Annotated in this window: 23 protein-coding genes; 9 read left to right on the plus strand and 14 right to left on the minus strand. The window is 39.8% G+C overall.

Going from position 1 to position 21020, the window contains the following annotated elements; translation table 11 throughout:
• Window positions 1–63 precede the first annotated feature (63 nt).
• The 5 genes from FTT92_RS07910 to FTT92_RS07930 all read left to right on the plus strand — a co-directional run bounded on the left by FTT92_RS07910 (window position 64) and on the right by FTT92_RS07930 (window position 4902).
• Window positions 64–1992: an AAA family ATPase gene (locus FTT92_RS07910; protein ID WP_168377939.1), complete on the plus strand. Its 1929-nt coding sequence runs from the start codon at window positions 64–66 to the stop codon at window positions 1990–1992.
• Between the two features lie 148 nt (window positions 1993–2140).
• Entirely contained in the window at window positions 2141–2530 is a 390-nt protein-coding gene (locus tag FTT92_RS07915) for a hypothetical protein (RefSeq protein WP_078189759.1), read from the plus strand.
• Window positions 2531–2882: 352 nt separating this feature from the next.
• Window positions 2883–3530 carry a hypothetical protein gene (locus FTT92_RS07920; RefSeq protein WP_180171802.1) on the plus strand — a complete coding sequence of 216 codons (648 nt, stop codon included), beginning with the start codon at window positions 2883–2885 and terminating at the stop codon, window positions 3528–3530.
• 208 nt (window positions 3531–3738) lie between these two features.
• A complete protein-coding gene (locus tag FTT92_RS07925) occupies window positions 3739–4281 on the plus strand; it encodes a hypothetical protein (protein WP_373684105.1) in 543 nt (180 codons plus the stop codon).
• A gap of 111 nt (window positions 4282–4392) precedes the next feature.
• Window positions 4393–4902 (plus strand): hypothetical protein, encoded by a 510-nt coding sequence (locus tag FTT92_RS07930; protein ID WP_180171803.1) that lies wholly within the window; start codon window positions 4393–4395, stop codon window positions 4900–4902.
• Window positions 4903–4984: 82 nt separating this feature from the next.
• Here FTT92_RS07930 and FTT92_RS07935 read toward each other — a convergent pair whose 3' ends face one another.
• The 3 genes from FTT92_RS07935 to FTT92_RS07945 form a co-directional block, all read right to left on the minus strand.
• On the minus strand, window positions 4985–5365 hold the full coding sequence (locus FTT92_RS07935; protein WP_180056281.1) for a hypothetical protein: 381 nt from the start codon (window positions 5363–5365) through the stop codon (window positions 4985–4987).
• Window positions 5366–5465: 100 nt separating this feature from the next.
• Window positions 5466–6419 (minus strand): 2-hydroxyacid dehydrogenase, encoded by a 954-nt coding sequence (locus FTT92_RS07940; RefSeq protein ID WP_180171804.1) that lies wholly within the window; start codon window positions 6417–6419, stop codon window positions 5466–5468.
• Between the two features lie 412 nt (window positions 6420–6831).
• Window positions 6832–8103, minus strand: coding sequence for an alpha/beta fold hydrolase (locus tag FTT92_RS07945; protein ID WP_180171819.1), 1272 nt, complete (start codon window positions 8101–8103; stop codon window positions 6832–6834).
• Between the two features lie 116 nt (window positions 8104–8219).
• Between FTT92_RS07945 and FTT92_RS07950 the strand changes: the two genes are divergently transcribed.
• Both FTT92_RS07950 and FTT92_RS07955 read left to right on the plus strand, forming a co-directional pair.
• Entirely contained in the window at window positions 8220–8996 is a 777-nt protein-coding gene (locus FTT92_RS07950) for a class I SAM-dependent methyltransferase (protein ID WP_180171805.1), read from the plus strand.
• Window positions 8997–9011: 15 nt separating this feature from the next.
• The gene (locus FTT92_RS07955) at window positions 9012–9581 is read left to right on the plus strand and encodes a hypothetical protein (RefSeq protein ID WP_180171820.1); all 570 of its coding nucleotides are present in this window, start codon (window positions 9012–9014) and stop codon (window positions 9579–9581) included.
• Window positions 9582–9720: 139 nt separating this feature from the next.
• On the opposite strand, the gene FTT92_RS07960 is transcribed toward FTT92_RS07955, so the two are convergent.
• The 3 genes from FTT92_RS07960 to FTT92_RS07970 form a co-directional block, all read right to left on the minus strand.
• Window positions 9721–10131, minus strand: coding sequence for a GFA family protein (locus FTT92_RS07960; protein WP_180171806.1), 411 nt, complete (start codon window positions 10129–10131; stop codon window positions 9721–9723).
• 73 nt (window positions 10132–10204) lie between these two features.
• The gene (locus FTT92_RS07965; RefSeq protein WP_180171807.1) at window positions 10205–11410 is read right to left on the minus strand and encodes a TIGR03862 family flavoprotein; all 1206 of its coding nucleotides are present in this window, start codon (window positions 11408–11410) and stop codon (window positions 10205–10207) included.
• Window positions 11411–11416: 6 nt separating this feature from the next.
• Window positions 11417–12067, minus strand: coding sequence for an SAM-dependent methyltransferase (locus FTT92_RS07970; protein WP_180171821.1), 651 nt, complete (start codon window positions 12065–12067; stop codon window positions 11417–11419).
• 84 nt (window positions 12068–12151) lie between these two features.
• Here FTT92_RS07970 and FTT92_RS07975 point away from each other — a divergent pair, with 84 nt between their 5' ends.
• On the plus strand, window positions 12152–12337 hold the full coding sequence (locus tag FTT92_RS07975) for a DNA gyrase inhibitor YacG (protein WP_067764029.1): 186 nt from the start codon (window positions 12152–12154) through the stop codon (window positions 12335–12337).
• A gap of 94 nt (window positions 12338–12431) precedes the next feature.
• Here the strand turns inward: FTT92_RS07975 and FTT92_RS07980 are convergent, their stop codons facing one another.
• The 5 genes from FTT92_RS07980 to FTT92_RS08000 all read right to left on the minus strand — a co-directional run bounded on the left by FTT92_RS07980 (window position 12432) and on the right by FTT92_RS08000 (window position 16868).
• On the minus strand, window positions 12432–13076 hold the full coding sequence (locus tag FTT92_RS07980; RefSeq protein ID WP_078189772.1) for an MBL fold metallo-hydrolase: 645 nt from the start codon (window positions 13074–13076) through the stop codon (window positions 12432–12434).
• A 20-nt stretch (window positions 13077–13096) separates the two neighbouring features.
• Complete coding sequence (gene hemH / locus FTT92_RS07985) at window positions 13097–14110, minus strand: ferrochelatase (RefSeq protein ID WP_180171808.1); 1014 nt, start codon at window positions 14108–14110, stop codon at window positions 13097–13099.
• Between the two features lie 65 nt (window positions 14111–14175).
• Window positions 14176–15204: a DUF4062 domain-containing protein gene (locus FTT92_RS07990; RefSeq protein WP_067764038.1), complete on the minus strand. Its 1029-nt coding sequence runs from the start codon at window positions 15202–15204 to the stop codon at window positions 14176–14178.
• Between the two features lie 121 nt (window positions 15205–15325).
• Window positions 15326–16210 carry a glutamate racemase gene (murI, locus tag FTT92_RS07995; RefSeq protein ID WP_180121961.1) on the minus strand — a complete coding sequence of 295 codons (885 nt, stop codon included), beginning with the start codon at window positions 16208–16210 and terminating at the stop codon, window positions 15326–15328.
• A gap of 49 nt (window positions 16211–16259) precedes the next feature.
• Window positions 16260–16868: a DUF1285 domain-containing protein gene (locus tag FTT92_RS08000; protein WP_180121959.1), complete on the minus strand. Its 609-nt coding sequence runs from the start codon at window positions 16866–16868 to the stop codon at window positions 16260–16262.
• Window positions 16869–17062: 194 nt separating this feature from the next.
• Here FTT92_RS08000 and FTT92_RS08005 point away from each other — a divergent pair, with 194 nt between their 5' ends.
• The gene (locus FTT92_RS08005; protein ID WP_180026642.1) at window positions 17063–18775 is read left to right on the plus strand and encodes an electron transfer flavoprotein-ubiquinone oxidoreductase; all 1713 of its coding nucleotides are present in this window, start codon (window positions 17063–17065) and stop codon (window positions 18773–18775) included.
• A gap of 178 nt (window positions 18776–18953) precedes the next feature.
• Here the strand turns inward: FTT92_RS08005 and FTT92_RS08010 are convergent, their stop codons facing one another.
• The 3 genes from FTT92_RS08010 to FTT92_RS08020 all read right to left on the minus strand — a co-directional run.
• A complete protein-coding gene (locus tag FTT92_RS08010) occupies window positions 18954–19469 on the minus strand; it encodes a hypothetical protein (RefSeq protein ID WP_078192806.1) in 516 nt (171 codons plus the stop codon).
• On the minus strand, window positions 19466–20251 hold the full coding sequence (locus FTT92_RS08015) for a lipase family protein (protein ID WP_180171809.1): 786 nt from the start codon (window positions 20249–20251) through the stop codon (window positions 19466–19468). The genes FTT92_RS08010 and FTT92_RS08015 overlap by 4 nt, the downstream gene beginning before the upstream one ends.
• On the minus strand, window positions 20251–21020 hold a 770-nt coding region (locus FTT92_RS08020; RefSeq protein ID WP_180171810.1), incomplete at its 5' end, for a DUF2345 domain-containing protein. The genes FTT92_RS08020 and FTT92_RS08015, both read right to left, overlap by 1 nt.

A 21020-nucleotide genomic window follows, 5' to 3' on the forward strand; every position in this document is an offset into this window, starting at 1 on the left:
TTGTAAAATAATAAAAAAACCGTTATCTTTATAACGGTTTTTTTATATTGTGAAATAAAAGAAATGATTATTGGGATGTTCTTAAGGAATGTTAAAACTTATAGAAAAATAACCTACATTCCAATTAGTGATGGTGAAAAATTTTGTGGATTACTAGGTGACAATGGTGCAGGTAAAAGCTCGATTTTAGAAGCATTAGATAGTTTCTTTAATGATCGTCCTATTAATCCGAATCTTTCATATAAACAAACACCCGATCCAAAAAATTTACCACATTTAGTACCTATTTTTTTATTAAAAAAATCACTGTTTTCCACGGAAGAAGCTGTAATACTTCAGACTATGCATGATTTTTTAATGCAGGCTAATGACAAAACAGATGTACCTAGACCTAATATTTCTCAGCTTAAAAAGTTTTTAGAACATCGAGATAGTTTATTAAAATACACTGATACTGAGGAATATTTTTTAATTGCCCTTGGAAAAGACTTTTTTTCAAATATAAATTTATCAATTTTTCATAGAATAAATATTTACTATACAACTGAAGAGATACAAGATGATAATGTTTTAGTACTCTATAACGAAATACTAGGTAAAATATATAAAAAAATCCAAGATCATTTCGAATATATCTATATTCCGAGAGAAATTAATACTGAAACTTTTACTCAACTTGAAACAAACGAAATCCAAAAACTAATGGGTGAAAATTTATATGATGAGTTAGAAAAACTTATTACTGTTGCAAATATTAAAGAGATAAATCAAAAATTGAATAGCTATATTGATAGTTTATCAAATGATTTAGTTGAATATACATATAGAACTTCTGGACAACGCCAACAAAATTTAAAAGCACAACAACTATATAATCTTGTAATTCAAGCATTTTTCAATATTAGAAAACTTTGCAAAAAAGAGAATAATGATTGGTTAGAAATTCATAAATTAAGTTCAGGTGAAAAGCAAAAAGCCTTATTGGATATCGCAGAAAACCTTTTAGAGAAAAGAAATGCCAATAAGCAAAACGTAATTCTAGCAATAGATGAACCAGAATCATCTTTACATATGTCATCATGTTATGAGGTTTTTAATCAACTTCACAATATGAGTTCAAATTGTCATCAATTATTATTTACTACTCATTGGTATGGTTTTTTACCTATAATTTCTAACGGAAATTCAACAGTAATCACAAAAGCAAATGATGATTCGCATACTGCAGACTTAGTAAATCTTTATCACTATAAAGAGCAAATTAAATCACTTACCGCAAGTTCTAAGGGTAGTTTTCCATCCAATATTAGACTTAAGAGTACAAATGATTTAGTTCAATCTATTATTACTAGCTCAACCAATGAAGAACCATATAACTGGTTAATATGTGAAGGCTCTTCAGATAAAGTATATTTAAATTACTACCTAAATGATTTAGTCAAAACTAAAAATTTAAGAATTATTCCAGTTGGTTCGGCATCAGCAATAAAACAATTATACAATTATATATCAACAGCATATGATGATTTTAAAACTGAGATTAAAGGTAAAATATTTTTATTAACAGATACTGATGAACAATTAGTTAGCTTCCCTGTTAAAAATGATGACCAACATAAAAATTTACGTTGTAAACGACTTGCAAACTCAGAGACTGAATTTAATACTCATTTAGTCAAAATCGATGATAATAAAATGACATCTCCAACAGTTATTGAAGATGTATTAAATGGTGATATTTACTCTAAAACTCTTAAGTTATTTAAAGATGAATACAAGATGGACTTTCTTGAAGAAGCTCAATTTTATAAACAATATTGTTCTGCATGGTGTTATCTCTTGCCACCTCATCACAAAAAAGAAATCAAGAACTTCTTCAAAGAAGATGGAATTAAGTATAAATTCTCAAAAAGTTATATTGAATTAGCTAAATTACATGATCATGAAATACCTGATTGGATACAGGAGATCTATGAATGGTTTGATAAGTAATATTTATATCAGATTATATTAGTTATTTAGCAAAAGCTTTCTGAATTATTTAACCATCAAATAATACAAAGGCTTTTGTTAAGGCTATAGGCATATCTCTATATATTTCATATACTCAATCCAACAACACTCAACAAGAATGAAACTTATGAAATTGAAAGCATTCCTTTTGACTGGTCTTGCGGGTCTAACACTTTCTGCATGTACATCTGCACCAACGATTCCACAACTTGAAACAGGTGTATTACAAGAAGTTCAAAACATTGATGTCTACCCAGATACCACAGATAACAAAGCAAAACTGACTAAATTTGTAGATAAATGCGTGATTGAATTTACAGGCAATTTAGAAGAAGCAAAATCGGTTGAACAGTGGTCATTTAAAGGCTTAACCCTTATTTCAGGTGGTACAGCAACCTTTGCCAAAGATGGTACAAGTTCAGCGCACAATTTTGATTTAAATGCGGCGGATGTACAAAAGAACTTCCTTGCATTACGCGGTCATTTTGCAAAAGATGCGCTTACACAATGTGAATAAATAATAAAAACCATATCTCCAAAATGGAGGTATGGTTTCATTTTTCGTTGAATCTTGAACCATAATCTGTTCAAACCCATAATTTTTAATCATGAAAATCGTAACTAGAACCACACCACAGCAACGCGCAAAACACACATAAGCCACTGTATTTTCATAAAATTACAATACTGCATTAACTTAACCAAGTTTCCACACTTCAAACTTCCGCGTATCTGAGCTGTTATCGCATTGTGTGACTTATCGCACAAAACCACTTTTTGCTTTTTTTTACTCTTAAGATGTCCTCTGCTCCAAAAGCGCTAATGCTGAGTGCAACAGCAGCGTTCAATAAAAGAGGACAAATGCAAAGATGAAACCTTTATTTAAAACAACACTGATCACCGCAGCATTATTCGCAACCACTCCACTATTTGCGAACACCGCAGTAGAAGCCAATGCGAAAGTTGAAACACAGCAACCGTCTGTACTGCAAAATCTAAAACAAGACATTAATCAGTCTGCGCATACAGCGGGTGACAAAATTGAGAAAGGCGTCGATAAGACCAAAACCTTCACCCAAGAAAAATGGCAAGACACCAAAGAATTCAGTGCAGACAAAAAGCAAGATGCTAAAAATAAATGGGCTGACCTAAAACAGTCTAAAGATGAAAAATCAGATGCAGCGAAAGCCAAGATCGATGCCAAAGCTGAGCAAAATAAAGCTAAGCTTGATGAGCGTAAAGCACAGCTCGATGAAAAAGCTGCAAAAGACAAAGCAAAACTCGATGAACGTAAAAGCAATGTCGACAACAAAGTTAATCAAACCAAGAGTTATTTAGGTGAAAAAGCTCAGGAAGGTCGCCAATTTGCCAGTGAAAAATGGCAACAAACCAAAGCGAATTTCCAAAAAGGTCAAGAAGCCAATGTGAGTGGCAGTAGCAATGTACAGTTGCAAACGCCTGTCGCACAAGCTGAAGTCCATAGCTCACATGAAGCCAGCTTAGGTGCTCACAAATAAATAAACTGGCTTTCATACCCTCTCCTCCAGAGAGTAGGCTCACCCTTCAGTGGGCCTTTTTTTTACCCTAGGCAAAATACAAAAGTGTACAAAGCTCTCATTTGCTGTATTGATTTTGCTACGGCAGGTTTTTTTCGCTGCAATTTTTCCTATAATGCGTTAAAACCATTCATCAGATAGAAAATCTATAAAATTCAGAGGTGAAGCTGTGAAGATTTCATTAAAAGCAACGTTATGCCTAAGCTTAATATTCACGACACCCGTGCTTTGGGCACAAGAAAACACAGCAGCGCAAAGTATTGAGCAACAAACGAAAAAGCCTGTGAGCCCTTATGGCGATAATCCAAATTTATTACATGTTTGGGCCTATAAAGCCCAAGAAGGCGTGGTCGGTGCTGCTAAAAATATTGGTGAAATGACTGAACGCGGAATTTCTAAAATTAAGCCTTCGGTTGACCAAGCTTGGGACAATACGAAAACTGCTACTCAAAATACAGTGCAACAGGTTGATCAGGGCGCACAGCAAGCCACTCAAAACGTAAATGAAAAATTGAAACAAACCCGTGAAAATATTACAGGTAAAACTAGCCAACTTGCGCCCATTAGCCAACAGTCGTTGAGTGAACCGTCTTCAGGCAATACAATCAATACGGCTCCGAGCAACAATGCAGGGCAAAATAACAATCAATATCCTCAAAGTAGCTATCCTTCGAGTTCGACGTCTACAACCTATCCTGTGACTGATTTATAATTTAACACTACATTTAAAAGCTCAACTTTGGTTGGGCTTTTTTAAAACCAAAATTAAATACTTTTAGTCTTTGGCCTATGCCTATAAAAACAATGAATTAATGAGAAAAAAATGCGAATTTTATTTGGTATTTTGCTTGGCATTCTGCTCTGTGTTAGCTCTGTGATTGGCTTACAACGTTTTCCACAATTGTTGAAAAGTTATCCACAGTTGCAAACTATTTTTCCCCAATTGTACGATTCATACCAATATAATCATGATGCCGAAGGTAAATTATTACAAACCTTAGAGATGCTAGATGACGAAGAATACAAATCGACTGAAGGCAATGAAGCGACACTGTATCAACTCGATGGTCAATGCAAAATTAATCTTTATCTTTTTGGAGAATCCAATCAATCCCTAACAAGTTTCTATTTTCACAATGATCAGATTTTACGTGCTTATGAGACAAATTTGATCTACCCAAATGGTGGCTTTAATCCTGTACCCAATACCAAAGAGCCTTTTAAACTCGAAAAAAGTTATTTACGAATCATGATGCCAAACAGTATCAAGACTGAACTTGAATTTGAGCGGATCAAAAATCATTTCAATGCTAAATTTTTGAAAAATTGCTAGAAGCTTCCTTTACATATTCTCTAAGATCTACCTAGCGAATAGGTGAATTTCATCAACTCAAATTTAGCTATTAAATTAAGCATTAAGGAGCAGGTTTGAGATATCGCCTACGTACAAACGATGCTGTACAGATTTGAATAAGCATCAACAGGCAAAATGGATAGTCAACCCAGACTGATAAATGATCAATATGAGCAACCAATCCAAAGACAGAAAAATAGACCTGTCCCACAATAATAGGTACTACAACCAGCCATAGTCCCCAATACCAATAGCGATTTAAAAAATCAATAAGTGCTAAGACGAAATGCGCAATAAAAAATACCGAAACCAGCACAACTTGTAAGGTCGGCATAAATTTATGAACTTCAAAATCGGGGTTCTGGAATAAATAATTTTCACTGATATTTAGTACATAACTGTACCATGCCCAAGAGATGCATGCGGTAAAGAGAATCAGCATGCAAAATAATCTTAAACTTTTTTTATTGGCAAGATCGACCTGCATAGACATCCCTATTTATATAGAGCTTTGTTCAAAAATAAGGTTCCTTAAACTCGTTTTAATTCACCTGCCGAATGACCATCCCCGCTTTAAAGGCTTCTACATTTTCCACCAATTGCTGCACAATGCGTTGTCGCGCATCGACGCTTCCCCATGCACTATGTGGGGTAATAATTAAATTTGGAATACTTGGGTCGAGCAGCACATTACCCTGCTTGGGTGGCTCAACCGTCAAGACATCGGTTGCTGCGCCTGCGATCGTCCCTAATTTTAATGCCTCGGCTAATGCAGTTTCATTGACAACACCACCTCGTGCGCAATTGATCACAAAGGCCGATGCTTTCATTTGAGCCAAGCTTTCATGATTGAGTAAATCACGAGTATCATTTGTTAAAGGACAATGCAAACTCAGAAAATCGACCTGCGCTAACATCTCAGAAAAGGCCACTCGTTCAGCCGCCATGGGGCGATTCGGTAGTCCACCAATCATAATTTTCATACCAAAAGCTTTAGCTAAATGTGCCACGGCTTGCCCCAATTCGCCATAGCCGACAATCCCCAAAGTCTTACCAGCCAACTCAATAATTGGAAAATCCAGTAAGCAGAACTGATCCGCTTTTTGCCAATTTCCCTGTTGAACCGCCCGATCATACTGTCGAAATGATGTCGCCAAGTTCAACATTAACATCAAGGTATGCTGTGCAACCGCAGCGGTGCCATAAGCTTGGCAATTACACACCACGATGCCTTGTTGCTGTGCGTGTACAAGGTCAACGTTATTGGTGCCAGTGGCAGAAATTAAGATCAGTTTTAATTGCGGATTGAGCTGCATGTGCTCAGCATTGATGTGTACTTTATTGCTGATAATCACATCAGCCCCTTGTATGCGCTGAGCAACCTCTGCAGCCATTGTTGCGGGATAGAGCGTCAAGTCATCAAACTGTACTTCTAGTCCGCTAAAATCTAAGTCCTGTTTATCTAGAGACTGATAATCTAGAAATACCGCTTTCATGGCTGCTTCCCTTCTGGCCGATTATAAAGATTCGATTGTGAATGATTAAAACCTGTGATGCACCAAAGTGCAATCGAACAGCATATAAAAAACCCGCTATTTCGCGGGTTTATCGAGATGATGTTGCAGTGAATTTCGAATTTTGAGTATGACATAAATGGTTAGTATCGTAAGTAACAACATACTGCTGCTAAAAATCAGTATGCTTGAACTAACCCCCTGTGCATAGGCTGAACCCATGGTTAGCACTAAGATGAATAATACAGCAAGCATCTGTGTTGAATGCATACTGATACCCCTCATATTCCTTATGATGTTTTGGGCAGTATGATTGTTTTTTATACTGCCTTTCTCTCATCATAATCTCTTCCTACAAATTAGCAAGCTTTGGATTTTCAACCCAATGTCGAGCTTAAATCTGTTCGGGCTGCACCACGAACTGGCAAGACGCATCGGGGTTTTCGACAAAGAAGACTTGACCAAATTCATCGCTACTCAAACGCAGTTCTTTATAGTTCAGCGTGTAATAGCCCACATATTTCTGCATTAAAAGAGGGTGCATACCTGTCGCAAGTTCATCTTGTGCTAAGACTAATTTCATTACCTGACGGTCATTCATCACCACCATGTAACGCTCATCTTGGACTTGGACGTAAACTAGACCTGTGCCTTTTGGCTGTAAAGGAATCAAAAACTTATGGTTCAGCGCAATCACACCGGCTGCATAGCTTTCAATTTTTTGGCTAATCACATTAAACACTAAACCATGTTCAAACTGGTCGAGTAGTAGGCTACGATTTTCCTGTGGCAAAAAGGTCGTGATCCCCAACTTTTGCAGATCTTGCTCACTGACTTGTTTGTTATTAAACAATACCCGTAATAAGGTTTGTTTTTGTTTGGCATCAAAAAACTGAGGGTCAAGCTGAAACGAATTGCTTTTTAAAATTTCACCCAAGGCATCACGATGACGTGTCAGTAAATTTTCGATGACTTTTCGATAGTAGAATTTACTGTTTTTCTTAACCCGACGCATTTTTTGATAAAAATACGGCGCATCAAATGGATGTCTCAAGAAATCATTTAACAGTTCTGAACTCGCCAATACCGCAATGGCATCATGCCCTGTAAACGGCAGATGCAACACATGCACATGCGGAATTAAAGCCTGTAGTTTTTCAAAGTGAGCGCGATCTTCTGGACAATAAGGATCATACACCACGATATATTCGCGTGTAGTCGATACATCTTCAGCAAGTACTCGCATATTGGCATGCAGATTAGGTTGAAAGAACATGCCATAGCGTGTATCGACAATGTCTTCAGGGTCTATGGAGAACTGTGGCACCATACTCACCACGCGCTGGAATCCAAATAAATTGGCATACTTAATGGCTGCATAGCCACCCATGGAACCACCATAGGCAATACGCAGATCAAATTGTTCAAGGATCGGCTTGATGGCTTGATACATCGGTTGCATTGATGATGCTGGAAACCACGATTTTTGTTTCGGCATCACACCGATCACATTAAAATCATATTTTTGCAAAGACTTCTCAGCATTAATGCTCAAGCCCTTGGCGCGGGTAATCAAATCACCGAAGGAGAAAATAAGCTCACGAGAACTGCCAGGCTGAAAAATGACACGAATTTGATCATCTTCAAAAATGATGTGCTTTTCCATTGTACTTTGCTCCAGTCCTTGTTGCGTCACGCTTTTCCTTCCTTGTTGCATTCAAAGTTTATCTTGTTCCGAATATGCTATTTTATAGAGGTCATACAGATTAAAAAGTGCAGAATATGACACATTCAATACATCCTGCCGCACAACAAGGCTTTAGCTCTGCAGCTGAACTCTATCAACAAGCCCGTCCTGACTACCCGATTGAAATCAGTGCGTGGCTACAACAACATTTAGCTTTAGCCCCTCAATCCCATCTGGTGGACTTAGGCGCAGGTACAGGCAAATTTCTCGAGTATATTCGCCCACTCAGTGAAAATATCACCGCGATCGAACCTGTGCATGAAATGCTGCAACAATTGCAGAAAAAACATCCGCATATTGCAACTTTAGCCGCCCAAAGTGATCAGATTCCACTGCATGATCATTCTGTAGCAGCGGTATTTTGTGCCCAATCTTTTCATTGGTTTGCCACCCCTGAAACCCTCAATGAAATCAGTCGTATCTTAGTTCCCAATGGTGATCTTGTTTTGATTTGGAACCAGCGTGATATCCAAGTCAATTGGGTCAAACAACTCGCTGATGTCTTGAGTGAACTCGAAGGTGACACACCACGTTATCATAGTGGGCAATGGCAAAAAGTGTTTGAGCAGCAGCAAGTGTTCAAATTAATTGCCGAAACCACCTTTCAACAATTGCATCATGGTACAGTGGAACACGTGGTTTCCAAACGATTATTGTCCACCAGTTTTATTGCAGCGTTAAACCCGGATGAACAACAAAAACTGAAACAACAATTTGAAAATATCGTGGCTGAATCAACCCAAAAGACTGCGCAGGATTTCATTGATTTCCCCTATATCACGCATGTCTATATCTTTAGAAAAACACATTAGGACACGATTATGCTCATGCCAATCTCTTTAAAAAAACTCAGTGTCATCTTCCTCATGGGTACAGTCTTAGGACTCACTGCATGTGAAAAATCATCAAAAACGGTGGAACAAAATAGTGAAATCAGTTCCGACGATCAAATCATGAAAGAGCTGAGTAGTGATCCTATTAAAAACTTTGCCAAGACCCCAGATGATCTACACGACTTAACGCTTCTGACGCAATATGACGAGAGCTTTAGTCAAATTAGCGATGAGATGGAAGATGAGCTGATGAAACTGCGTGAGGAAGGCAAACTCACCGATGAATTTGCTACACAGCGTAAGCGTGACAACATCCAGTCAGCACTGAATATGCTCAAAGAACTCGAAATGAAAACTGAGCAAGGCCGTTATATTCAAGGCTTGATGTATCAGTACTGGGACAATCAATCACAAATTTATCGTGAGAAAAATCAAGCAGCCGATGGCGAGTTAAAAAATCCTAGTGATAGTGTCAAAGGTCTCGGTCAGTTTATTCATGCTCAAGAACAATTGGGACATTGGCAGGAACAATATCCTGAACTACAAAAAACTCGACAGCCTTAATCTTCCAACCCTTTGCAATCTATTCACCCAAATTCAATGTGGATGAATGAGAGGGCGACACGAGCTTAAAGACACAACATAAACTCAACTTCAAGGGCACATCCATGCCCTTGAAGTGATTGCTCAATCTTGATTTGCACTATGGTCGTTCAGCATATTGCGGTAAATCACCTGTAATATCATCCCATTCTGCTTTGGATGCGACAAAGATATGACAGGTCGGTTTCTGCGTCAGAGGCGTATCTAAGGTACCTATACGTAGGCGGTAATAATCCGGCGTTTCAGCCTTAATACTGATGATCGGCGAACCACACTCACTACAAAAACAGCGCTGCGTGGTGGCCGTAGACGCATACTGTTTCAGAAACTGCTCGCCGGCCACAATTTTAAAATCTGCTTTGGCAATCGGGGCATTGGTCGCAAATGCTGTACCATTGGCTTTTCTACACCGAGAACAATGACATTGTACGATCTCACCAATCGGACCATTGATCTCATAACAAACCGCTCCACACAAGCAGCTTCCGGTATATTGTTCTTGTACGCGCATAGTGGTCTTTCTTAGAAGAATTTCATCTCAAAATATCACAACTCCTCAGCAAGATTGTGACAATTTGAAGCGCTTAGCTCTGCAAAGAAACCAGATAGTTTTGAACCCCTTCACCCGCTGCTCGACCGGTTGCAAGGCATGCTGTTAGCAAATAGCCTCCTGTAGGCGCATCCCAATCCAACATTTCTCCGCAGACAAATACAAAAGGATTACGCTTCAATTGTAAGCCATCATTTAGGACTGAACGCTTCACACCACCCGCGCAGCTAATCGCCTCATCTATCGGGCGAAATCCGTCAAGTTGAATATTTAAGTGTTTAATTTTCGCAGCAAGTAAGGCAGGTTCATGCCACAAAGATTTATCCACCAGTTCACGGACCAGTGCAGCTTTCGCCACATCTAAACCGGCTTTACGCCAAACATTGGTTAAAGACTGCTTCTTCGAAGGCTGTAGTTTCTTTGCCAATTGCTCAACACTTTGATCTGGCAATAAGTCCAAAGTCAGCTGCATGGGCTGAGCAGATTTCACCTGTTGACGTAAAGCACGACCTTGTTTGTAGATCAATCCACTTTCCAGTCCATAGTGTGAAATGATGATATCGCCTTGGGTCGGCTCGGCTTGATCGACCCATGCATTGACCCGCTTTAAAGGCTGTCCAAACACGGGCTGCATGAACTTTGACCAATCGCGTTCCACACCGGCATTACTGGCCTGAAAAGTTTCAATGCTCTCAGGCTGCAGCCATTTTTGCCATGCACCATCACTGCCTAAACGTGACCAAGACACAGCCCCACATGCCATAATAATCGCATCAAAGCCAAGCGCTTGATTTGATCCATCAACAAGGTTTTGAATTGTCAGCTGATTGGACTGTAAGTCCAAAACTTGATGTCGATAATGAAACTGAACCCCGTCGAGACTGAGACGTTTTAACCAGGCACGCAGCAAAGGCGCAGCTTTCATTTCAATAGGAAAGACCCGACCCGATGAACCAATATAGGTTTCAATGCCCAACCCCTTCATCCATTGTTGAATCCATGCTGCATCCCACTGCTTAACCCATGGACTCAGCCATTCCACTTGATCATAGCGCTGCACAAATTGTTCAACGGGTTCTGCATGCGAAATATTCAGCCCCGTCTTACCCGCCATTAAAAATTTACGGGCTGCCGATGGTTTTTGCTCATAAACATGAATGTCATAGTCAAATTGGCTAAGCACTTCCGCCGCCATCAATCCCGCAGGACCTGCCCCAATGATTGCAATACGCTGAGTCATGCCCAATTATTCCGCAGATGCTTCGGTGGGTTGCTTGCCTTGTAGTGGCTGAAAATCATCAAAACGTGTGGTGTAATCTACAGGCTTGGTAATGATTAGCTGCTGACAGAGTTCACCGCGTTCTAGATATTTAATTTCAAAATGCGTGCGTGCTGAAGTCTCTGCAATGCGTTCTTTGACAAAAGGTAGCTTCCAAACATCGATTAACTGCTGCTGTGCTTCCTCAATATATTCAGGAATATTACTGGCCAAGGTAATCTGACCACCCGGCTGCAAACGCGACAATAGAAATTCAAAAAATGGCATATTTAACCAGCGCTGTGCAGGATTATGCGGTTCAGGGTTGGGATACAGAATAAAGAATTGCTGTACTTGCGCAGGATGTAAGGCATGTACAACCCAAGGAATCGCATCTGCATGAACAGGGCTAAGATTTTGCTGCCCTTCAATTTGATGCTGTTTTTGCATCGCAACAAATTTTTCACGGGTACGCTCTACTGCGATCAGCTGAAATTTAGGATGTTGTGCAGTGAATAGTAAGGCGTGTTTTCCTTTGCCTGCACCAATTTCCACACAAATTGGAGTTGGCTGAATGGACTGAAAATCACGGGGAGCATGCATACGCTGCGCTTGAAATTGACGAATAGGCATAAACAGATCAAACTAAACAGAACCGCATAAGTCTAACAACTGCGACTGTTTTTGCCTAATTGAATCATCCATTTTCGCTGGAGTTGCCCCATGCCAACCACCATGAACTGCCCTCGCTGTGGCAAACTCACCACATGGGAAGACAATGAATACCGCCCATTCTGCTCAGATCGCTGCAAATTGATTGATCTTGGTGCTTGGGCCAATGACGAATATCGTCTGCCGACACAAGATGCACCTCAGGCTGATGGCGGCCGTGAAGAAGACCAATTCTAAGGACTCAAGTGCATAAACCTATTATTTGGGTAAATAAAAAAGGAATCCGTTTGGATTCCTTTTTTTGTTAATTCAATTTTCTCTATCTTGTTGCTTAACCAGCTTTACCCGCAACAAAAGGATTGTGCTGCTTTTCATAGCCAATGGTACTCATTGGACCGTGCCCTGAAATAAACTGGGTGTCATCTGGCAAGCTAAAACATTCACGCTGAATGGAGTCGAGTAATTGTTGATGGTTACCACGCGGAAAGTCAGTACGGCCTATCGAGCCTTTAAATAACACATCACCCGTCCAAAGCACAGCATATTTTGCGTTATAGAACATGACATGACCCGGTGTATGCCCCGGTGCAAAACGCACTTCAAACTCTTCTGCACCCAGCTTCAAGGTTTCGCCGCCTTCCAACCATTGAGTCACATGGACATTTTCAGGGATCGGGAAACCATATTTCGCAGAAACTTCCTGAATCATGTCCAACCAAAATGCATCTTCTTTATGCGGGCCAATCACCGGAACATTCCATGCTTGGGTTAATGCCCCAACCGCACCCGCATGGTCTAAATGGCCATGCGTCAACCACAAGGCTTTGACCGTTAAACCAAGCGCTTCAACTTCAGCTTTTAATTTTTCAGGCTCTCCCCCTGCATCAATCAAGACCGCTTCTTTCGACTCAGAGTCCCAAACAATGGAACAGTTTTGTTGAAATGCCGTGACGGGCACGATTTTAACTTGCAACATAGGGCGACAACCTCAAGGCGTTAATGGGCTAATGTTTGCTTTAAGGCATCAAGATTAGCTTGAAGTAACAAATTGAGCAATCCAACATGATCATCCCGCGCATTTAATGCGGGAATATAACCATATTCGCCACCGCCTGCTGCTTGGAAAATTTCAGCATTTTGCAGCGCCAACTCTTCTAGCGTTTCCAAACAATCCGCTGAAAATGCTGGGCTCATGACCTGTACCGATTTCACGCCTTGTTTGCCCCATGCTTCCAAGGTGGCATCAGTATAAGGCTTCACCCACTCTTGCTTACCAAAACGCGATTGGAAACTAATTTCATACTGTTCAGCAGTTAAACCCAAGGCTTTTGCAACCAAATGCCCAGTCACACGGCAACGATCTGCATAGGGATCACCTTTATCGGCATAAGGCTGTGGAATACCGTGGAATGACATCAATAATTTATCTGGCACACCATGTTTAGCTTGATAATCACGCACACTTTGCGCCAAGGCCTGTATAAACACAGGATGCTGGTAATAGTCACGAATAATGCTCAGACCCGGTAAATTACGCTGCTGCGGAATCCATTGTGCGATCGCATCATATAGCGGTGCAGTCGATGTTGCTGAATATTGTGGGAATAGTGGAAACAGGACGATGTGGTCTTGTGGCTGCTCAGCCAATTGCGCTAAAGCGGTAGAAATCCCTGGATTACCATAAGTCATGGCCGGAATCACATTCAGTTCAAATTCTGGATATTTTGCTGTGAGATGCTGTTTTACTGCGGCAACTTGCTCAAATAAAATTTCACGCATGGGCGAATCATTACCCCAAACCATGTCATAAGCATGTGCAACACGTTTAGGGCGAAATGGCAAAATAAACAAACGTAGAATGATTTGCCAAATCGGTTTCGGGATTTCAATCACCCGCTGATCCGACAAAAACTGTTGCAGAAAACGACGCACTGCGGGCACAGTTGGCGCATCAGGCGTACCTAGATTCGCCAGAATAATGGTGACTTTAGCTTTTTCGGCAGGCAACATTACGCTTATTCCATCAATTTCAATGACGCTAATGTAGCAGCTTTTTATCTATTTAATAAAATAGATTAATATGCAGATTTAAATTGAAAAACTCGATCATTATCAAGCAAATTACTTTCTAGCAATTTTTGACCTTTACTGGTCACTTGCCACAACATCCGCTGACGATCATCTCGGCCATTGGGCACAATCCAGTCATTCTGCCGCATCTGGCTTTTAATGCTGTGTAAAGCACGAATATTCACTTGTGCCCGCGCAACCGCATGTGCACGTGGCATCTCAATACGTGCATCATCCAAACCTGTTTCATTCAAAAACTCATTCATTCGTTTAGAGAAGAATTCTTCAGGGGTTGGATTAACAAAGGTTGCGCCTAAAATCGACAAGAGCTGCGCCCACGTCATTTTCTTCTGTACTTTTAATTCTTTGAAATTACCATCTTGATAAGCGTGCATGCGGTATTCAAATGAAAATAGTTCATGCATCGACACTTTTGGTAAAGATAGGAATGGATCAACTTCGCGTTTTCCAGACTCTGTTTCGAGTTGAACTAACTGGGCTTTTAAACGATCAATTTCATCATGTAAAGCTTGAGTATTCTGTGGTCGCACCCAACCTGTAACAGGATAGCGTTCTAGCATTTGTGGCATGTTCAATCGAACTGCCATTTCTAAATCACGCAAACTACGATAGGTAAAAACTTGATCAACTTCATTTTGTAATAGTTTTCTAAATTCTTTAAATTTTTCACGAAGTTCAGGTTTAGCATCATGTAACGCATCATCACGTGAATCTGGATCATCATGCATAAACACAATGACAGGTTTTTGCTTGGTCACCGCATAGATGTATTCAAGGTGCATATAGCCCACACCAGACACAGACTGCTCACCGTATTGACTACCCAATAAAATCATCACATAGTCACAATCGTCAATTTGACGACGTGCAAAAGCAGTGCTCAATGGTGTGCGTTGTTCTAGCCCCCATGAGAAAAACCCCATTCCCACAAGCGTCTGAGCCAAAATAATCCGTTCTGGCTGCATTTCGCTACCAGATGTGGAAATGAATACTTGATAACGCTTATCGAGCATTAGTGATCCTCTCCCGCTGCATAACGCACTCAGCATCGAATTGATCTTAGCTGGAAAATGCGACATGACTACCCCAATATAAAACTAATTTTTTCATTTAACGTTGTCCAAAATGACTGATTTAGTCTTCTGAACTTATAAGTCCAATGTTGGCAATGTTCCAAGAAATATCATCTTGAATCAGGCGCGCCACAACCGGTTTTAAATTTTCCGCATTATTGCCACTGACATAGCACTCTATACGCAAACAATTTTCTCTTTTCTGATCAAATAATAACTCATTTTTAATCAAAATTCGGGCTGTTTGTCGTGCAACTGCAAAACCTGAGTCAATTAATGTCAGCTTCTGACCAAAAATATACTGAATTGCCGATTTTAGAAAGGGGTAATGTGTACATCCAAGCACTAAAAAATCTGCACCTTGATTTACAACTGGCTGTAAAACATCAGTTAATGTGTTAAGACAAGCCTCACTCATCTGCGCACCTGCTTCTACAAAGGGTACTAATTCCAAACTGGTAACAGTCAGAACATTGACCCCTGCCGGCTCAGCAAAACGATGCATCACATCTTTAATCAACTTTCCACGAAATGTCGCAGGTGTTGCAAGAACAGCCACTGTTTTACTTTTTGTTTGCAGAACGGCAGGCTTTAACGCAGGAACTAAACCAATAATGGGGAAGTTCTCCCCATAATGTTCACGCAAATAATCTAAACTAAATGCCGATGCCGTATTGCATGCCACTACCGCGACTTTACACCCCTGACGGTATAACCACTCTATGGCATGTGCAGTCAATTCACGGATATCCTGATCTTGACGCGGGCCATAGGGTACATGTGCAGTATCGGCATAATACACAATGCGTTCATTCGGTAAATAACGTGCAATTTCCAACGCAACAGATAAACCACCAATACCTGAGTCAAATACCCCAATAGGCGCATCAGCAGTCGCTTTTGGCATGGGTACATTTAAGGGGTAAATGGGATGAATGGCGGTCATAGGGTCACTTTAATTTAGATTCAGAATGACAAGGTGGAAAGCTTAAACCTCAGGTGCCTAATTGCAAGTGCAAATCACCACTTTGTAACACTAAAATGGACTCCCCTTGCTCATTTTCAAGCAGCTCACCCATCTCGACTAAATGAAAAAAAGCTGCACGTTGAATTAAGGCATTTATACCAAAACGAACATGCACATAAGGACGTAGTTCACCCTGATATTCACGCATAAAAATAGGATGTTCATCATCCACAACAATCACGTCTTGTGTTGTGGTCGTAAACTGGATATAGCGCTTGTTTTCTAGCTCAAGCGTATCGACTTGATTAACAAATAAAGGCTCATCTTCCACCTGTATTTCAATTTGTTCCACAGGGGTTTTTAAATAGAATTTCCCATCTTCTTTCCAAAGCACGGTTGAGAACAGATCTATGAGTGCTTGCCGCTTGATCAATTGACCATCGTGCCACCATTCTCCATTGGCTAAAACCTTCAAATCCATTGCACCACAATGCTTTGGATGCCATTGATCTAATGGAGGGATTGACCTTTTGTGACCGGTCTGTCCATCTTTTAAGTATTGTGCAATGTTCATTAAATTTCTATCATCCCTATTAATGAATTTTTTCGTCGGGTTTTCGTTCAATTGCTGCTTCATCCGCCTAATAAATACCTTAGTGACGGAAAAATAATATGATTCAGCCAATTGGCTAGAACTCGGTTTAAAACTATACTAGCCCACAATATCAAAGACACGATAGAAAAATTGTGTCTGGGCATTAAGAACACTCATGGCAGCACCATTTAAATGAATTGAATGGATGCCACCTTCCGAAATATGAGGAGTCCTACATGGAACACATCGAACGTGAATCGATGGAGTTTGACGTAGTTATCGTCGGTGCAGGTCCTGCCGGCCTATCTGCTGCGATTAAAATTCGTCAACTTGCAATTGAAAATAACCTAAACGATCTGTCCGTTTGTGTCGTGGAAAAGGGCTCCGAAGTGGGTGCGCATATTCTATCGGGTGCTGTGCTTGAACCCCGCGCGATGAATGAATTGTTCCCAGATTGGAAAGAACAAGGCGCACCGTTAAATGTGCCTGTGACTGAAGATAAAACCTTCTTCTTATTGTCTGATGAAAAATCACAAGAAGCACCGCATTGGATGGTGCCTAAAACCATGCATAACGATGGCAACTATGTTATTTCGTTAGGTAACGTGGTTCGTTGGTTGGGCGCTAAAGCTGAAGAATTAGAAGTGTCTATTTTCCCAGGCTTTGCCGCGTCTGAAATCCTTTACCATGAAGATGGTACTGTGAAAGGTATTCAGACTGGTGACATGGGCATTGGTAAAGATGGCGAACCAACGCACAACTTTACCCCTGGCTATGAACTGCATGCGAAATACACATTATTTGCTGAAGGCTGTCGTGGTCACTTGGGTAAACGTCTGATTGCTCAGTTCAACTTAGATAAAGATGCTGATCCGCAACATTACGGTATTGGTATTAAAGAACTTTGGGAAATCGATCCTGCAAAACACAAGCCAGGTTTGGTGATGCACGGTGCAGGTTGGCCTTTAAGTGAAACAGGTTCTTCAGGCGGTTGGTGGTTATACCACGCTGAAAACAACCAAGTGACTTTGGGCATGATCGTTGACTTATCATATACCAATCCACACATGTATCCATTTATGGAAATGCAGCGTTGGAAAACACATCCACTGATCAAGCAATATCTTGAGGGTGGCAAACGTATTTCTTATGGCGCACGTGCGGTTGTAAAAGGTGGCTTCAACTCTTTACCTAAATTCACTTTCCCAGGTGGTAGCTTAATTGGTGATGACGCAGGCTTCCTAAACTTTGCGAAAATCAAAGGCTCTCATACAGCAATGAAATCAGGCATGCTGTGCGGTGAAGCTGTATTTGAAGCGATTGCTGCGGGTGTGGAAAAAGGTGGTGACCTTGCCATTGCACGTGTGACTGAAGGTGAAGACTTCTTCACTAAAGAGTTAACTGCGTATACTGACAAGTTTAACAACAGTTGGTTGAAAGAAGAGTTATATAACTCTCGTAACTTTGGCCCTGCTATGCATAAGTTTGGTCAATGGATGGGTGGTGCGTTCAACTTTGTTGATCAAAACATCTTTAAAGTGCCATTTACACTACATGACTTACAGCCAGATTTCAGTGCTTTAAAAACTGTCGATGCTGCGAACTTCAAACCGAATTATCCAAAACCAGATGGTAAAATTACATTTGACCGTTTGTCTTCAGTATTTGTATCGAATACCGTTCATGAAGAAAACCAACCTGCGCACTTGAAACTGACAGATGCGTCTATTCCTGTAAATGTGAACTTACCAAAATGGGATGAGCCTGCTCAGCGCTATTGCCCTGCTGGTGTTTATGAAATTATGGAAGAGAATGACGGTTCTAAACGTTTCCAAATTAACGCAGCAAACTGCGTACACTGTAAGACGTGTGATATTAAAGATCCATCACAAAACATTACTTGGGTAACACCTGAAGGTGGTGGTGGTCCTAACTATCCGAATATGTAATCTCTCTTGAGATAAAAATAAACCCGCTTAGGCGGGTTTATTCTCAGTTAAAATAATTTATTCAAAGTTAGAATTCGTCAAATTTGAATAGTTAAATTATAAATAATATTTGAGTACCAAAAATTCATAATCTAATAATAAATATTCTAATTCTAGCTTCTACTCCATAAGAATATGCTTATTCCAATGCATACTCCTCTGCATTTAATATTTGATTCTTATCGATTTTAAATCGATTTGAAATAATTATTTTTGATTTAGTCATTCCACCAAAAACGACTTCACAACTTAAATTTGTTTTTATTCTATTCCTAAAATCTTCAATATTTTTAACACAATGCTCACTATTAGCATCATCTTCCGGACATATTTTCAACAAAAAATCCGATTGAAAAGTATTCTTCTTTCTTTTTTCATCTTTTACTTTTAAATACGCATAAGGTTTGAACTCATTCAACTTGTCACACTCAATACGTGCAAAGTCGAATTGTTCTTTTATCAAAACTTCTTTTAATGAAACTGAACTTATTAAATTTCCTGTAACTGCTAATGCAGGTTTTTCTTCTGAACCGATAATACTGTAGCTTAATTTAAGAGAAGGATTAACAGTAATTTTTCTATCTAAGCTTTGATGATTAGCATTTTGGCAACCCAAAATAAATACAACAAAACCCAAAATGTATTTTTTTTTCATTTTATTTTCTTCAATTGAGTGAACATCATATCTTCAGCAGACTGGCCCATAAATATTTTTTCTTTCATCATTTCCTTAAATTCAGCATGACTATATTTTGTAGAATAAAAAACATTTGCTCTCTCTCTGGGTTTATCCCTCCACTGCCCTCCTGAATCTGCAACAGCATCGTTACTATCATACGACTTTGGCTCGCATGTTACACTTATCCAATAATTACAATTAGGTGAAGGCTCTCTAAAATAGATTCGAGCTCTTACTGGAGTTAATGCACTATACGATAATAAAGTTCCAACAGGATCAATTGTTATAAGTAAATTAACTTTACATATCTTTTTCTTCACTAGTTCAGCTGCTAGGCCAGCTGCGTTCCATCCACCTAAACTATGTCCAATAATATTTACCTGAGTATTCGGGTTTTTTTCTAAGAATTTCTTAATATTGTCAAATGCATCTAATTTTTTCCCTCCAGCTTTCATGCCAGTATATGCTTCCTCATACCCGTAATATTCAATCGTCGCATTTTTAAATTTCTTCTTTTGTGATAAATCAAACTCATCAAAATATTCACCAACAAATCTATTAGGTCCTAAGCCTCTACCTCCTATATTAATAGGCAGATCGTTAGGAGCAAAAGAGTACTTATCAGATGCTCCACCAATAAATGCGGTATAACTATGTGTATATACCACCAGCTGAACAGGAACTACAGGTGGTGTAGGGTTTACATTTCCCATAGTTGTCCTAACTAAGTCAGCATAGGCTTGTTCTTCTAATCCCATCACATCACCACATGTATTTTATATTGTTTATTTAATTCTTCAGTTTCTAACCTAACAAGACCGGATTTATCTAATTTTCCACGTTCAACTTCTTTGTCTGTTTCATCGTAAATAATATATTCCGTACCTGAAGCAAGTTTCTTTCCTTGATGATCCATCACATCAAACCATACGCCATATTTTTGCTTTTCTTTTTCAGGCAAAAATGGAAGCGGCTTATTTACTTTTGCACCCTGTTTAAAATTATGCTGCCCCGCCTTCACCTCAAACTTCCCTGCAGTAGTTGGAAATACACCGGCACTACTAATCTCAATCTGGCTACCACCAGCTGTCAGCACGATTTTTTTGCTCGCTTTGATTTCAACTTTATCTTCCGTGGAAATAATTTGAATACCTTTTCGTGCAATCAGATCCGCCCCATCTCCTTGGGCTTGGATTTCAACTTTGCCTTTGCCTGCATACGCGCGTAAACCTTCTTGTGCTGCAAATAGACTGATCTTGCTTTGTGCATGGGCAATCAAGGATTTTTGACTGCTAAGGTTGATGCTATCGCCTGCACTTTGGCTGATCTGTCCATCTGCTGAAAGATGAACATCTTCCTGACTACTCACAGCAATTGAGTTTGGTGCAGATAAAATCATTAAGGCTTGTTTAAAGGCATCAGCTTTTTCTTTACTGCCTTTTTCGATTTGTCCAAGGAAGTTTTTTAGGTTATCTAAGACTTCAAGCGGGTCAGTTTGCTGGTTTTTCGCCACTTCACTTAAGGCTT

This window comes from Acinetobacter sp. YH12023, from assembly GCF_013420135.1.
GTDB lineage: Bacteria > Pseudomonadota > Gammaproteobacteria > Pseudomonadales > Moraxellaceae > Acinetobacter > Acinetobacter amyesii.